Genomic DNA, 14,183 nt, shown 5'->3' with positions numbered 1-14,183 from the left:
CACGCGGCGACCATGCCGCTCACTTCCGCTTGCCGTGCTCGAAGTGCCCCTCGTGGAAGCCGTCATGGAAGACCGGGTTGCCGTCGATGACGGCCGCGTCGAACGAGCGGCCGACGTACCAGCCCCTGCCGTAGTGGTGGTCCTTCCCGCCGGCCAGCGCGTGAGGCTGCGCCGGCCGGCCAGCGGACTGGCCGAAGGCCGTCAACTCACTGCGTCTGAAGGGGAGTTGACGGCGACCTTCGGGGTCCCTGCGGAGCCTCCGTGGGGCCGTGCCGGACCCGGCCGCAACCCGAGCGTCACCAGAATGACGGCCACCGCCAAGAAGCCGGCGAGCACCGCGAAACCGGTCAGGCTGGTGCCGGTGGCGTCGGTGAGCCAGCCCACCAGGTACGGACCGGCGAAGCCGCCGAGGTTGCCCAGTGCGTTGATCAGGCCCATCGCCACGGCCACCACCTCGAAGCGGAGCAGCTGACCGGGGATGGCCCAGAAGGGTCCGTAGGGCGCGTACACCGCGGCGGCCGTGACGCACAGCAACAGCATGCGCGGCAGCGCGCCGTGCACCACCTGCCCCAGCAGCAGGGCCGCGATGCCCACCACCAAGGGGATGGCGACCGCCTGTCGCCGCCGGCCGGTGCGGTCCGACCAGACGGCGTTGCCGATCATCACGACCAGCGCCACCGTGAACGGGACCGCGGTCAGCAGCCCGACCTCGGTGGCGGAGCCGTTGTGGGTGAGCTCCTTGATGACGGCCGGCAGCCACAGGCTGAAACCGTAGAAGCCGGTGATCCAGAAGAAGTAGACCCCGATGAGGACCAGGACGGAGCGCTGGCGGACCGCGCCGAGGTAGGAGCCGCCGCCGGTCGCGGGCTTGGCGGCCTCGTCGGCGGCGATCGCCCGCGCCAGGTGGGCGGCCTCCGCGGGGGAGATCCAGCGGGCCTGCGCGGGGCGGTCGGAGACCGCGAACCACCAGACCACCGCCCACAACAGCGGCGGCACCCCTTGGAGCACCAGCACCAAGCGCCAGCTCGCGTGGTCGAGCATCCAGCCGGAGAGCGGTGCCATCAGCACCGACGACAGTGGCAGGCAGGCCATCCACAGGGCGTTGGCGCGGGCCCGCTCGCGGAGCGGGAACCACGAGGCGAGGAGGATCAGCACGGCCGGCCAGACGCCGCCCTCGAAGAAGCCCAGCACGAACCGCGCGGCGTAGAACTGGGCCCGGGTCTGCACCAGGCCGGACAGCACCGCGGACAGGCCCCAGGCGACCATGAGGATCAGGACGGTCTTGCGGGCGCTCCAGCGCTGCGCGAGGACCGCCGCCGGGATCTGGAGGAAGACGTAGCCGAGGAAGAAGATGCCGCCGGCCAGCCCCTTGTCGGCGTTGGACAGGTCCAGGTCGCCGTGCATGTAGGGGAGGACGACGGAGACGTTGTTGCGGTCGAGGTACGCCAGCATGTACATGATCGCGGCGACCGGGATGACGTAGAGCCAGCGCTGGGCCGGTACCGGCCCGGAAGGTGCGGTGGCGGTGCCGGCCGTCGGGTCGCCGGTCTGCGGAGCGTCGTTCATCGGGCCACTGCCGTCCCGTAGGCGGCGCGGATCCGGTCCGTGCAGCGGCTGAAGTCGGCGGCGGCGCGGAAGGCGGCGGCCATGGTGGCGTGCGAGGCGCGCCCGCTGCCCGCGATGTCGAACGCGGTGCCGTGGTCGACGGACGTCCGCAGGATCGGCAGGCCGACGGTGACCGAGACCGTACCGGCGAAGTCGACCGTCTTGGCGGGGATGTGGCCCTGGTCGTGGAAGTGCGAGAGCACCCCGTCGAAGCGGCCTTCGAGCCCCTGGTGGAAGACCGAGTCGGCGGGGACCGGCCCGGTCACGTCCAGCCCCTCGGCCACCGCCTCGGCCACCGCCGGGGCGAGCACGGTGATCTCCTCGTCGCCGAAGTGGCCGCCCTCGCCGCCGTGCGGGTTGACCGCGGCGACCGCGAGCCGGGGCGCGTCGTGGCCGAAGACCCGCAGTGCGGTGACCGCGTGGCGGATGCTCGCGGCGACCCGGTCCTCGGTGAGCTGGTCCAGGGCCTTGCGGAGCGCGAGGTGGCGGGTGGTGAAGAAGATCTTCAGGCCGCGGACCACGAACATGGTGTCCACCCGGGCCGCACCGGTCAGCTCGCCGAGCATCTCGGTGTGCCCCAGGTGCCGGGAACCGGCCGCCCAGATCGCCTCCTTGTTGATCGGCGAGGTGACGACGGCGTCGACCTCGCCGGCCAGCGCGGCCCGGGTGGCGGCCTCGATCGCGGCCACCGCGGAGCGGCCGGCGACCGGGTCGATCCGCCCCCAGGGCAGATCGCCGGGGGCGACGCCCAGGTCCAGGACGTCGAGGGTGCCGGGCGCGAACCGCGCCTCACCGGGCGCGCCGACCGGGTTCACCCGGACGTCGAGTCCGCAGACCCGCACGGCCCGGCGCAGCACGGCGGCGTCGCCGACCGCCAGCCCGCGCCCGAGTGCGGCGCTCGCCGGGTCGGCGAGGGTACGGGCGGTGATCTCCGGTCCGATCCCGGCCGGGTCGCCCAACGTCACGGCCAGCAGCGGGAGTTGACTGCCGGGAGGTCGCCGGTGGTCCGTCGTGTCCGTCGTCGTCATCTGTCACCTTTCACGGGGTGAGCGCGGTGCGGTTGCCGGCCGCGCGCAGGTGTTCCAGGCAGTCGCGGGCCGCGTCCGGCCCGCCGATCAGCCCGCCCTTCGTGGCGAAGAGCAGTCCGTCGTGGGCGCCGCCGACCAGGCGTCCGGCGATGGCCAGCGGCAGCACCTCGCTGTCGATGGCGAAGCCGTCGGCGCCCAGCGCCGCGGTCACCGCGGCGGCGACATCGCCGCCCGAGGCGTACAGTCCGCCGGGGCTCAGCTCGTCGACCGCCCGCCGGGCGACCTCGGCCAGGCAGCGCAGAATGCCCGCGGCGGCGGCCGGATCGGGTGCCGCTCCGGCCGCCCGGGGCCCGGCGGGCAGGACCCGGACGCCGAGGACGGTGGCGCCCTCCGCCGCGGCGGCGCGCAGCGCGTCCAGCACCCGGTCGGCGTCGGGGCGGTCCGGGTCGAGATCGGCCCAGCGGGCGCCGAGTGCCGCCTCGGTACGGGCGAGTTGGTCGCGGGTGCGGTCGGTGACGCTGCCGACGACGGCGAGCACCCGGACCGGGGCCACCGCGGGACGGATCCCGAGTTCGGCGGCGAGGGCGGCGCCGAACGGCCCGGAGTCCAGCGCCAGCCAGCGGATCCCGTCCTCGACGGCCAGCGTCGCGGCGGCCCGGGCGACCGTCCGCAGGTGCGCGTTCTCGGTGGCGTCGCAGACCACCACCTCGGCCCGGCTCGCCCGGAGCGCCGCGGCCACCGCGTCGGGACCCTGTTCCACCACGTCCAGCGGGAGTTCGCCCAGGGTGCGGCGGGTCTGCGCGCCCAGTACGGCGGCGACCCGGGAGTGCCGCACCGGGTCGAACGGGTCGCGGGCCACCGCCGTCCGGGTCAGCGGTACCCCGTCGACGAGGTGCAGTCCGCCGACCGTGGTGCGGCCGGCGTCCGGGAAGGCGGGGACGGCCAGCGTGCGGATCCGGGCGGTGGGGGCGCGGGCCGCCAACGCGTCGGCCACCGCGTCGAGTTCGCTGCCGGGGTTGCCGCGCAGTGTGGTGTCCACCCGCTTGACGATCAGGGGCGCGTCCCCGGCGGTGTCGGCGGCGGCCCGGACGGCGGCGTAGGCGCGGGCGGCGGGCCAGTGTCGGGAGGCGGTGTTGACGACGAGGACGTCCACCCGGTGGGCGTAGCGGGCCACCTGGGCGGGGTCGCTGACGGTGACGGCCCGCAGGCCGCGCCGGGCGTAGAGGGCCCCGGTGGCGTTGCTGCCGGTGAGGTCGTCGCCGATGACGAGCACCTGGGCCATGGGCTCCCCTCCCGCCGGTTCCGCAATGACCGGACCGCGCAAGGAAGTTGCGCGATTCACGCAATGCAGGGTGGCGAGCGGCGGGACGGCCTGTCAAGAGCCGTGCGCGGGAGCCTCCGGCGCGTCGGGGTCCGACTGCTCCGCGCCCGGTAGCACCGGCCAGCCCGCCGCGGCGAACGCCGCCAACCGCCGCCCGCCGCGCCCCTCGTGCCCGTCGCGCCCGTCGCCCCCGGCACCCGCGGCGCCCGCGGCACCCGCGGCACCCGCGGCGCCTGAGATCAGCCCGGTGCCGTACGGCATCGCCGCCCAGTAGGGGAAGCCCCCTCCCCCGGCGAGCTTGGAGCCGTCGGCGAGCACCCAGGCGGCTCGTGCGCACCGCGCCATGGTCTCCTTCAGCGCGGCCTGTTCCGGGTCCGGGCAGTTCACCCCGCGCCGCGGGTCCACACCGTCCACGCCGAGGAAGGCGAGGTCCGGGGTGATCCCGCGCAGCGCCTGGTCGGTGCGGGTGCCCAGCAGCGACTCGTTGGGCCGTCGCAGCCGGCCGCCCAGCACCACCACCTCCACCTCCGCGTCGGCCAGCTCGACCAGGGTGGACAACCCGTTGGTGACGACGGTGATGTCGGTCCGGGCGCGCAGCTCGTGCGCCAGCCGCGCCACCGTGGTGCCGGCGTCCAGCAGCACCACGTCGCCGCTGCGGACGAGGGTGGCGGCGGCCCGGGCGATGGCGCCCTTCTCGGTGCGGTGTTCCCGGGCCTTGTCGTGCCAGGACCGCTCGGCGGCCCGGTGGTCGACCGCGCCGCCGTACGTCCGGGTGATCCGGCCGCCCTCGGCGAGCGCGGCCAGGTCGCGGCGGACGGTGGACAGCGAGACCCCGAAGGCGGCGGCGAGGTCGTGCACGGTGATGTCACCCGCGCCGAGCAGCTCCACCATGCGCTCCCGCCGGTGCCGGGTGGCCGGACGTTCCCCACTGGTCACGTGACTGCGCCCCTCCCCGCCGCGTCCCGCTGCTCCCCCGACTGCCGTAAGTTGCGCGCTTCGCGCAACTGGAGGGTAGCAGCCGGGAGTTGCCCCGGTCAGGGCCCGTGGTCGTCGGGCGCCTCCGGAGCCCGGACCCCGTCGGACAGTGCCTGCTCGGTCCAGATCACCTTGCCGTCGCCGGTGTAGCGGGTGCCCCACCGCTCGGCCAGCTGCGCGATCAGGAAGAGGCCGCGGCCGCCCTCGTCGGTGGTGGCGGCGTGCCGCAGGTGTGGGGAGGTGCTGCTGTGGTCGGCGACCTCGCAGATCAGCGCGCGGTCGTGGATCAGCCGGATCCGGATCGGGCCGGCGGCGTACCGGATGGCGTTGGTGACCAGCTCGCTGAGGATCAGCTCGGTGGTGAACGCCTCGTCGGCCAGCCCCCACTCGATCAGCTTGCGTACCGCGGCCGCGCGCACTGGGGCGACCGCGGACGGGTCGGCCGGGACCTCCCAGTCGGCGATGCGCGTGGCGTCCAGCCGTCGGGTGCGGGCGACCAGCAGGGCGATGTCGTCGGTCGGGCGGTCCGGCAGCAGCGCGTCGAGCGCCGCCTCGCAGGTCTCCTCCGGGCTCTGCCCGGGACGGCCGCCGAGGGTGCGGCCGAGGAGGGCCATGCCCTCGTCCATGGCCCGGGAGCGGTCCTCGACGAGCCCGTCGGTGTAGAGCACCAGGCGACTGCCCTCGGCGAGTTCCAGTTGGCAGGTGTCGAAGGGCATCCCGCCGAGCCCGAGCGGCGGGCCGCCGGGCACCTCGGCGAACTCCGCACTGCCGTCCGGCCGCAGCACCAGCGGCTGGACGTGCCCGGCGCGGGCCATGGTGCAGGTGCCGGTGACCGGGTCGTAGATGGCGTAGAGGCAGGTGGCGCCGGTGATCGGGGCCTTGGGGCCGTTGCCGGTGCCGTCCGCGCCCTCGTCCTGGTCGATCCGGGTGACCAGCTCGTCGAGGTGCCACAGCAGCTCGTCGGGCGGGACGTCGAGGGTGGCGAAGTTGTGGATGGCGGTGCGCAGCCGGCCCATGGTGGCGGCGGCGTGCAGACCGTGTCCGACGACGTCGCCGACGACCAGGGCGACCCGGGTGCCGGGCAGCGGGATGATGTCGAACCAGTCGCCGCCGACGCCGCCCAGCCCGCCGAGGCCGGCCTGCGCGGGCAGATAGCGGAAGGCGGCCTCGACGGCGTTCTGGTCGGGCAGGCCGCGCGGCAGCAGGCTGCGCTGGAGGGTGACCGCCATGGTGTGCTCGCGGGTGTAGCGGCGGGCGTTGTCGATGCTCACCGCGGCGCGGGCGACCAGCTCCTCGGCGAGCGAGAGGTCCTCCTCGTCGAACGGCTCGGGGGTGTGCGAACGCCAGAAGAGGGCCGCGCCCAGGATCGCGCCGCGGGCCCGTAGGGGGACCGCGATCAATGAGTGGATGCCGTGCGCGACGATCTGCCGGGCGCGTTCGGGGTCCTGCCGCTGCCAGCCGGAGAACGCGGCCAGGTCGGCCTCCAGGACCGGTTCGCCGGCCGGCAGCCGGGTGCCGAGGACGGTGGTGGGCGCGAACCGCATCGGCTCGCCCACCGGGTACAGCGACCCGTCGGGCACCTCGCCGCCGATGGCCGTGCGGCGCATCGCGGCGGCCGGGCCGGCGGTCTCGGGCTCCTCGCCGTTCAGCACCGATTCGGCCAGGTCGATGGTGGCGATGTCGCTGAACCGCTCGGCGGCGAACCGGGCCAGTTCCTCGCAGGTGCGCACCACGTCGAGGGTGGTGCCGATCTCGGCGCCGGCGTCGTAGAGGAGTCTCAGCCGTCCGCGGGCGAGGTCGGCGCGGCCGGTCAGGGCCCGGAGTTCGGTGGTGTCACGGAGGGTGGTGACGCTGCCGGGCGGGCCGCCTGCGCGTTCGGTGGAGCGCTGGTTGACCGCGAGCAGCCGTTCCCCGACCGGGTGCACCTCGTCGGTGACGACCCGGCCGGACTCCAGCAGCACCGCGGTGGCCGGGTCCAGCCCCAGTTCGGCGACCTGGCGGCCCTCGACGTCGGGCGGCAGGTCGAGCAGCCGCCGGGCCTCGTCGTTGGCGAGCACCAGCCGCCCGTCGCCGCGGACGATGATCACTCCTTCCCGGACCGCGTGCAGCACCGCGTCGTGGTGCTCGTACATCCGCGTCATCTCTTCCGGCCCCAGCCCGTGGGTCTGGCGCCGCAGTCGGCGGGTGACCAGGGCGGTGCCGCCGGTGGTGAGCAGCAGCACCCCGGCCGCGGAACCGAAGAGCAGCGGGAACTGGTCGTTGACGACGCCGCTCACCTTGCTGATGGTGATGCCCGCGGAGACCAGGCCGACGACCTTGCCACCGCCGCCGACGACGGGCACCACGGCCTGGACGAGCGGCCCGATGGTGCCGGTGATCTTCTCGGTGACCACCCTTCCGGCCAGGGCGGGCCCGATGTCGCCGACGAACTTCTTGCCGATGCGGTCGGTGAGCGGGTGGGTGTAGCGGATGCCGTGGGTGTTCATGACGACGAGGAAGTCGACCCCGGAGCCTTTGCGGGCGGCTTCCGCGCGGGGCTGGAGCACGGCGGTGGGGTGGGGGCTCTTGAGGTCCGCTTCGAGGCCGGGCGCGTTCGCGAAGGTCTGGGCCACGGCGATCGAGCGGTGCCGGGCCTCCCGTTCGGAGTCGGTCCCGGACTGCAGCACCAGGGCCGCGATGGCGGCGGCGACGAGCATGACCACGATCGCCACTTGCAGGAGAAAGACCTGACCAGCGACAGTTCGCATCCGCAGAACCGAACGCGGGCGGCCGTAGCGTCCGGCCATGTCCTCTTTCTACACCTCCCGCATACGGTGGGCGAGCCGCGCACTGCGCAGCGCAGCGGCCCCGGAAAGCCTGCGGCACAGCAGCGTCAGTAAAACCTGTCGGTATGTTTCCCGGCTACGGGTGTGCGCTCCCCGGCTCCCTCCATGTAACTCTTCCCACAGGCCGGGGCGGTTGCGGAGCGGCCGAGGATCTGCCGGAAGGCGCCGGCGCCGGGCGCAACGTTCCTGGTCAGCGGCGCTTACTCGGGAGTCGGGCGGGGCGCGGGGGCGGTCGGCGGGCGGCCGGAGCCGGGCCGGGCGCCGCCGGGCGCGTATGAGACGTTCGTGGGCATGCATGTTGCAGCAGAGGAGATCCGTGCCGAGGCGGCGGTGCTCATCGACGACCATGCGCGCGGAGCGTGGCAGCCGAACGACGCGGACCGCCGGGCCGCCGTCGCGCTGTTCCGCTGTCTGGAGACGGGGCTGCCGCTCACCGGCGAGCAGGTCCGTGCCGCCGTCGCGCACCCGGAACCTGCGGGGCGGGCGACCGCCGGGCTGCTGGCGCTGCTGCGGGCCACCGCCGGTCTGCTGGACGACGCGGACGTGGCCGACGGCCCCGCCGGGCGGGATGCCGTCGACCACGTGTGTCTGCTGCTGGACGCGCTGGCGCTGTCCCGGCCGGACGGCCGGTAAGAGCGCGGGCGGTCAGGCCCGGGCCGGCTCGGCGGCCGTGGCCAGTTCGTCCTCGGGGACCGAGATGACCCAGTGGCTGTCCTGCCGCGGGCGGAGGTAGAGGGCCCAGTAGGCGGCGGCCACCGCGATCACCCCACCGGTGATCAGCAGGCTCTTGGCGCTCTGTTGGCAGAGCACCCAGACCAGGACCAGGACGATCAGCGCCGGGACCACCGGCCACAGCGGCATCCGCCAGGCGAGCCGGTTCTTGTGCTCGCCGCGGCGGGAGACCAGGGCGCCCAGCGCGACGAAGACGTACATCCCGGCGACGGCCACGCCGGTGACCTCGTTCAGGGTGTCGAGGGTGACGAAGCACAGTGCGGCACCGGGGACGCCGACCGCGAGGGTGGCCGCCCAGGGGGAGCCGAAGCGCTTGCCGACGTGCGAGAAGATCCGGTTGACCGGGGTCGGCCAGGCCGCGTCGCGGGCCGAGGAGAAGACCACCCGGGAGTTCTGGATCACCATCACGATCGCCGCGTTGATGATCGCCAGGGCGATGCAGAGGCTGACGAACGTGCCGACGGCGGAGTTGCTCCAGCCCTGCACCATGCCGGCGATGTCGCCGGCGCCGAGCGTCTTGAGGTCGGGAGCGCCGAGGGTGATGGCGACGACCGGGACGAGGACCACGGCGGCGCCGATGGCCAGCGTCCACAGGACGGTCCGGGAGACGTTGCGCCGCGGGTTCTCCATTTCCTCGGCGAGGTACACCGCGGTGGAGAAGCCCTGGAGGATGAAGAGCGCGGTGGCGAGCCCGGTCACGATCAGCCCGCCGGTGACCGCGGCACTGGTGCCGTGCCCGGCGTCCATGACGGGGTGGATGAGGGTGCTCGCGGGCCGGCTGGTGTGGCTGAAGCCGAGGAACGCCACGACCGCTGAGGCCACCACCTCCAGGACCAGGAAGATGCCGGTGATCCAGGCGTTGGCGCGCAGGTCGAGCAGGCCCATGGCGGTCGCCAGCAGCATCACCGCGGCGGCGGTCGCCTGCTTGTCCAGGTGCACGATCGGGGCTAGGTAGTCGGCGGTGCCCAGCGCGATGATGGGCGGCACGATCATGACGACGATCAGGGAGAGCACGAAGACCAGCCAGCCCGCGAGCCGGCCCATCAGGGTGCCGACCATGGCGTACTCGCCACCGGAGCTGGGGATGAGGGTGCCCAGCTCGGAGTAGGTGAAGGCCACGCCCACGCAGAGCACAGCCGCGATGGCGATGGTCAGTGCCGTCCCGGTGCCGAGGGTGGCGAACGAGTCCGGCACGATCACGAAGAGCGAGGACGCCGGGGTCAGGCAGGACAGGGTGAGCAGGGTGCCGCCGACCACACCGATGGATCGGGTGAGTTTGGGGCTGTCCGCCGGTTTCGCGGTCCGGGCTTCCGGCGCTGTGGCGGCGGTGACAACTGGCGTGGTGGGCATATCGGTCATCCGGATCCCATCGGTGCTGGAGGCGAAGAAGGGGCGGCACTGTAGGGGGAAGTGCCGGTGAGCGGTCGCACCAGATGCACTGCGGGGCCGCTTCGGTGACCGGAATACAACCTCCGTCGGACCCTCCCGTCAAGAGTTTGTTAAGCCCGCGTGGCAACGGAATCCGTAGCTGTTGCCGCACCAAACACGGTTTTCCATGTCATGCGGGCCACATCCACGCGGATTTCGCGGGACGTTGCCGGGCTGCGGATTCTTCGGCCGCGCGGTCCGGCGACTTTCGCCGTGCGGTGCCGGCACCGGCGGAATTCAGCCCTCGTGGCGCCGGATGCGGGCGATCAGCAGTGCCACGTCGTCGTGGTCGTTGCCGTGCCGCAACTCGCTCAGGAGGCGGTCGCAGAGTTCCTCCAGCGGCCGCTCGGGTTCGGCGAGCAGTCCCAGGAGGCGGTCCAGGCGGGTGTCGATGGCCTGGTCGCGGGTCTCGATCAACCCGTCGGTGTAGAGCACCAGCTGGTCGCCGGCGCGCAGCGGCACGGCGGTCTGCTCGAAGGACACGTCACCGACGCCGCCCACGCCGAGCGGGGCGCCGGTGGGCAGGTCGAGGAGTTCCGGCGGCCGGCCGGGGCGCACCACCACGGGCGGCAGGTGGCCGGCGACCGCGATCCGGCACTCCTCGCGGTGCGGGTCGTGGACGGCGTAGAGACAGGTCGCGAAGGCCGGGTCGAGGCCGCCGGCGATGTGGTCGAGGTGGTGGAGCACGTCGGCCGGCGCGAGGTCGAGGTCGGCCAGCGCACGGGTGGTGGTGCGCAACTGTCCCATGGTGGCGGCCGCGTTGATGCCGCTGCCCATCACGTCGCCGACGACCAGCGCGGTCTTGTCGCCGGCGACCGGGATGACGTCGTACCAGTCGCCGCCCACTTCACTGGCCGCCTGCGCGGGCTGGTAGCGGTAGGCGATGTCCATCGTGGCGGGCTGCGCCGGCCGGTGGTTCATCAGGTGCCGCTGGAGGGTGAGCGCGGTGCGTCGTTCGCTCTGGTAGGAGCGGGCGTTGTCGATGCAGACCGCCGCCCGGGCGGCCAGTTCGACGGCGAGCACCGCGTCGTCCTCGTCGAAGGGCACGGGGTTGTCCGTGCGGTAGAGCGAGAGCGCGCCCAACACCTCGCCGCGGGCGATCAGCGGCACCGCCAGATAGGAGTGCAGCCCGGCCTCCCGCAGCAGCTCGGCGCCCTGCGGGTCGGCGGCGATGTGCCGACGGTCCTCCGGGCCCACCTCGGTGACCAGCACCGGGCGGGCCGTGGTGACGCAGCGGGTGATCAGCCGCTCGGTCTCGTAGGCGGCGAGGTGTCCGGTGGGGTCGGCGGCGCGGACGGCGGGCGTCTCGCCGGCCGCGGCGACCGCCAGGGCCCGGAAGCGGGCCGGGCCGCCGCGGCCGGGTACGCCGGGCCGGCGGCCGTCCAGGACGGCGTCGAGGACGTCGACGGCGGCCAGGTCGGCGAGCTCGGGGACGATGACGTCGGCCAGTTCCTGGGCGGTCTGGCCGACGTCCAGGGTGGTGCCGACGGTCGCCGAGGCGTCCGCGATGATCGCCAGCCGTCGGCGGGCGTGGGCCGCCTCGGTCGCGGCCCGGTGCTGCTCGGTGACGTCCACGACGGAGGTGGCCAGGCCCAGCACCCGACCGTTGGCGTCCTCCAGCCGGTAGTACGAGACCGACCACGCCTGGTCGACGTCGGGGTGGGCGGCGGTGCGGCCGACGGAGAACTGGTCCAGCAGCGGCCGGCCGGTGGCCAGCACCTCGCGCATCCGCTCCTCGATGACGTCGGTCTCCAGGAACGACAGGGCGTCCCGGACATGCCGGCCGATGTGCTGCTCGGAGGGCAGGTCGTTGATCCGCTCCAGCGCCGGGTTGACCATCACGAACCGCAGTTCCGCGTCGAGCACCGCCAGCCCGATCGGCGACTGGGCCACCAGCCGCACCGACAGCGCCAGGTCCCGCTCCACCTCGCGCAGTACGGCCTGGTCGGTGGCGATGCCCAGGGCGTAGGAGGCGCCGTGCTCGTCCTGGAGCCGCATGTTGCGGAATTCGACCAGCCGGGTGCTGCCGTCCTTGTGCCGGACGGGGAAGACCCCGGCCCAGCTCTCACCGCCGGACATCACCTCCGCGAAGAGGCGCAGAACGAGGTCGACGTGCTCGGGGTGGACCAGCAGCCGGGCGGCGGACCGGCCGAGCGCCTCCTCGGCGGCCCACCCGAAGAGCTGCTCGGCCTGGGGGCTCCAGAGCGTGATCCGGCCCCTGGCGTCGAGCATGACGGCGGCCACGCCCAGCACGTCCAGCAGACCGCCGGGCTGCGCGGGCCCGGCCCCGGCCTGGGCAGCACTGTCCGGGAACGCGTCGGTCGCACCCATCCAGGCACTCCTTCCGCCGGTCTCCTGACCGACAGCCGTGGCGCTCCGTGCACGGCCGGGTCGTGCCGTGCTGCCGCTGCCCTCCATCATCCCTCGACACCGGACGGACCCGCAGGCAGAGCGGGGCCCACCAGAGGCGGGGACCGTACCGGATGGAGCATTATGGGCCGCCCTCGCCCGGCCCGGCGACCGGGTTGACGATATTGATCCACTCGACGATGGCCGGACAACGCCCGCGTGGGGACACTCGACTTGGAGATGTCGATCTCTTGGGACTACTCTGACTTTAGTTGCTGGAGGCAACCAATAATCGTCAGTCGCACCACCGGCGTACCCCCATACGCCGCCGGGGTCAGGAGGACACCCTCAATGCCCATATCCGACCAGCCGTTCCGCACATATGTGGAGGAGAACCTCGATGCACTTAACCGCGACCCGGACCACGAGGTGCTGGTCCACCAGGGCCGCCGGGTCACCGGCGGCGAGTTCCGCACCCTGGTCCTGCGGATGGCCCGCGCACTGCGCGACCGAGGAGTCACCCGCGGCACCACCATCACCCTGCTGAGCGGAAACCTCCCCGAGACGGTCGCCGCCCGCTACGCCGCCAACCTCGTCGGCGCCCGGGTCAACCACCTGTACAACAAGCTCTCCGCCGACTCCCAGGCCGCGATCGTCCGCGACGTCGAGACCCGCGCCCTGATCGTCGACCCGCGGCTGGCCGAACGGGCCGCGGAACTGGTCGAGTTGGCGCCCGTCCCGGACGTTCTGGTACTCGGTCCGGCCAAGCTGGGCACCGACCTGCTGGAGCTGGCCGCCGGCCAGAGCGACGAGCCGTTCACCGCCGACGCCCAGCCCGACGACATCTGCACCATCCGCCACACCGGCGGCACCACCGGCCACCCCAAGGGCATCTGCACCACCTTCGAGCAGGCGCGGTGGTTCCAGGGCGTGCTCCCGGAATACGAGGACGTGGAGCACCGGCAGCTGGTCTGTACCACCCTCGCCCACGCGGCCGGCTACATGGCCGACACCATGCTGCAGTCCGGCGGCACCGTCGTCCTGCTCGACGACTTCGACGCCAAGGAGGTCCTCGCCACCATCGAGCGCGAGCGGATCACCGCGCTGTTCCTGCTGCCGCCGCTGCTGTACCAGATGATGGACCACCCCGACCGCCCGCAGACCGACACCTCCAGCCTGCGGATGGTCACCTACGGCGGCTGCCAGGCATCGCCGGCCCGACTGGCCGACGCGGTCCGGGCGTTCGGGCCGGTGCTCCTTCAGGGCTACGGCCAGAACGAGGCCGGCGGCATCAGCGTGCTGCTGCCCGAGGACCACGACCCGGACCGCCCCGACCGGCTGCGCTCGGCCGGCAAGGTGCTGCCCGACGTCGAGGTGGCGATCCGCGACGAGTCCGGGCGTGATCTGCCCACCGGAGAGCACGGCGAGGTCTGCGTCCGCTCCGTCATGATCATGCAGGGGTACTGGAAGCAGCCGGAGCTCACCGCGGAGGTGCTGCGGGACGGCTGGCTGCACACCGGGGACGTCGGATTCCTGGACGACGAGGGCTACTTGACCATCGTCGACCGGCTCAAGGACATGATCGTCGTGGTCGGCGGCCATGTGTACACCACCGAGCTGGAGGACCTGCTGAACTCGCACCCGCAGGTACTCCAGAGCGCCGTCTACGGCGTCCGCGACGCGGACCGGATGGAGCGGGTGCACGCGACGGTGGTGCGGACCCCCGGCGGTGACGTCGACGCGGAGCAGCTGCGCGCGATGGTGCGCGAGGTCCGTGGCGCGATGTACGAACCGGCCCGGATCACCTTCGTCGACGCGCTGCCGCTGACCGACGCGGGCAAGCCGGACAAGAAGGAACTCCGGCGCCGCGCCGAGGAGTCGGGCGCCGCGGTCTGATCCGACCGGCCGGTCCCGGGGCAC

10 protein-coding genes are annotated in these 14,183 nt (G+C 73.4%); 2 read left to right on the top strand and 8 right to left on the bottom strand.

Annotated features, from left to right (window positions below):
• Nucleotides 1-19: 19 nt before the first annotated feature.
• The 6 genes from ACFVT2_RS27660 to ACFVT2_RS27635 all read right to left on the bottom strand — a co-directional run bounded on the left by ACFVT2_RS27660 (nucleotide 20) and on the right by ACFVT2_RS27635 (nucleotide 7,715).
• Nucleotides 20-205: a hypothetical protein gene (locus tag ACFVT2_RS27660; protein WP_390022199.1), complete on the bottom strand. Its 186-nt coding sequence runs from the start codon at nucleotides 203-205 to the stop codon at nucleotides 20-22.
• On the bottom strand, nucleotides 202-1,566 hold the full coding sequence (locus ACFVT2_RS27655; RefSeq protein WP_390022198.1) for an MFS transporter: 1,365 nt from the start codon (nucleotides 1,564-1,566) through the stop codon (nucleotides 202-204). Before ACFVT2_RS27655 ends, ACFVT2_RS27660 begins: the two co-directional genes overlap by 4 nt.
• Entirely contained in the window at nucleotides 1,563-2,633 is a 1,071-nt protein-coding gene (gene pdxA / locus ACFVT2_RS27650; protein ID WP_390022197.1) for a 4-hydroxythreonine-4-phosphate dehydrogenase PdxA, read from the bottom strand. The genes ACFVT2_RS27655 and pdxA overlap by 4 nt, the downstream gene beginning before the upstream one ends.
• Nucleotides 2,634-2,643: 10 nt before the next feature.
• Nucleotides 2,644-3,915 (bottom strand): four-carbon acid sugar kinase family protein, encoded by a 1,272-nt coding sequence (locus ACFVT2_RS27645; RefSeq protein ID WP_390022196.1) that lies wholly within the window; start codon nucleotides 3,913-3,915, stop codon nucleotides 2,644-2,646.
• Between the two features lie 93 nt (nucleotides 3,916-4,008).
• Complete coding sequence (locus ACFVT2_RS27640; RefSeq protein WP_390022195.1) at nucleotides 4,009-4,890, bottom strand: DeoR/GlpR family DNA-binding transcription regulator; 882 nt, start codon at nucleotides 4,888-4,890, stop codon at nucleotides 4,009-4,011.
• A 98-nt stretch (nucleotides 4,891-4,988) separates the two neighbouring features.
• On the bottom strand, nucleotides 4,989-7,715 hold the full coding sequence (locus tag ACFVT2_RS27635) for a SpoIIE family protein phosphatase (protein ID WP_390022193.1): 2,727 nt from the start codon (nucleotides 7,713-7,715) through the stop codon (nucleotides 4,989-4,991).
• Between the two features lie 330 nt (nucleotides 7,716-8,045).
• On the opposite strand from ACFVT2_RS27635, the gene ACFVT2_RS27630 reads away from it, so the two are divergent.
• A complete protein-coding gene (locus tag ACFVT2_RS27630; protein WP_390022191.1) occupies nucleotides 8,046-8,387 on the top strand; it encodes a hypothetical protein in 342 nt (113 codons plus the stop codon).
• 12 nt (nucleotides 8,388-8,399) lie between these two features.
• Here ACFVT2_RS27630 and ACFVT2_RS27625 read toward each other — a convergent pair whose 3' ends face one another.
• Together ACFVT2_RS27625 and ACFVT2_RS27620 are read right to left on the bottom strand one after the other, a co-directional pair.
• Nucleotides 8,400-9,845, bottom strand: coding sequence for an APC family permease (locus ACFVT2_RS27625; protein ID WP_390022190.1), 1,446 nt, complete (start codon nucleotides 9,843-9,845; stop codon nucleotides 8,400-8,402).
• Between the two features lie 306 nt (nucleotides 9,846-10,151).
• Complete coding sequence (locus ACFVT2_RS27620; protein WP_390022188.1) at nucleotides 10,152-12,245, bottom strand: SpoIIE family protein phosphatase; 2,094 nt, start codon at nucleotides 12,243-12,245, stop codon at nucleotides 10,152-10,154.
• A 369-nt stretch (nucleotides 12,246-12,614) separates the two neighbouring features.
• On the opposite strand from ACFVT2_RS27620, the gene ACFVT2_RS27615 reads away from it, so the two are divergent.
• On the top strand, nucleotides 12,615-14,159 hold the full coding sequence (locus tag ACFVT2_RS27615; RefSeq protein WP_390022187.1) for an AMP-binding protein: 1,545 nt from the start codon (nucleotides 12,615-12,617) through the stop codon (nucleotides 14,157-14,159).
• The last annotated feature ends 24 nt before the right edge of the window (nucleotides 14,160-14,183 follow it).

The sequence above is a fragment of the Streptomyces sp. NPDC058000 genome (assembly GCF_042886435.1).
Lineage (GTDB): Bacteria > Actinomycetota > Actinomycetes > Streptomycetales > Streptomycetaceae > Streptomyces.
This window is presented reverse-complemented; position numbering and strand designations above follow the sequence as displayed.

Bases quoted from the DNA above. Each gene is read 5' to 3' on its own strand.
- ACFVT2_RS27655 (WP_390022198.1), bottom strand. From the start codon at position 1,566: ATGAACGACGCTCCGCAGACCGGCGACCCGACGGCCGGCACCGCCACC.
- pdxA (WP_390022197.1), bottom strand. From the start codon at position 2,633: ATGACGACGACGGACACGACGGACCACCGGCGACCTCCCGGCAGTCAA.
- ACFVT2_RS27645 (WP_390022196.1), bottom strand. From the start codon at position 3,915: ATGGCCCAGGTGCTCGTCATCGGCGACGACCTCACCGGCAGCAACGCC.
- ACFVT2_RS27635 (WP_390022193.1), bottom strand. From the start codon at position 7,715: ATGGCCGGACGCTACGGCCGCCCGCGTTCGGTTCTGCGGATGCGAACT.
- ACFVT2_RS27630 (WP_390022191.1), top strand. From the start codon at position 8,046: ATGCATGTTGCAGCAGAGGAGATCCGTGCCGAGGCGGCGGTGCTCATC.
- ACFVT2_RS27625 (WP_390022190.1), bottom strand. From the start codon at position 9,845: ATGACCGATATGCCCACCACGCCAGTTGTCACCGCCGCCACAGCGCCG.
- ACFVT2_RS27620 (WP_390022188.1), bottom strand. From the start codon at position 12,245: ATGGGTGCGACCGACGCGTTCCCGGACAGTGCTGCCCAGGCCGGGGCC.
- ACFVT2_RS27615 (WP_390022187.1), top strand. From the start codon at position 12,615: ATGCCCATATCCGACCAGCCGTTCCGCACATATGTGGAGGAGAACCTC.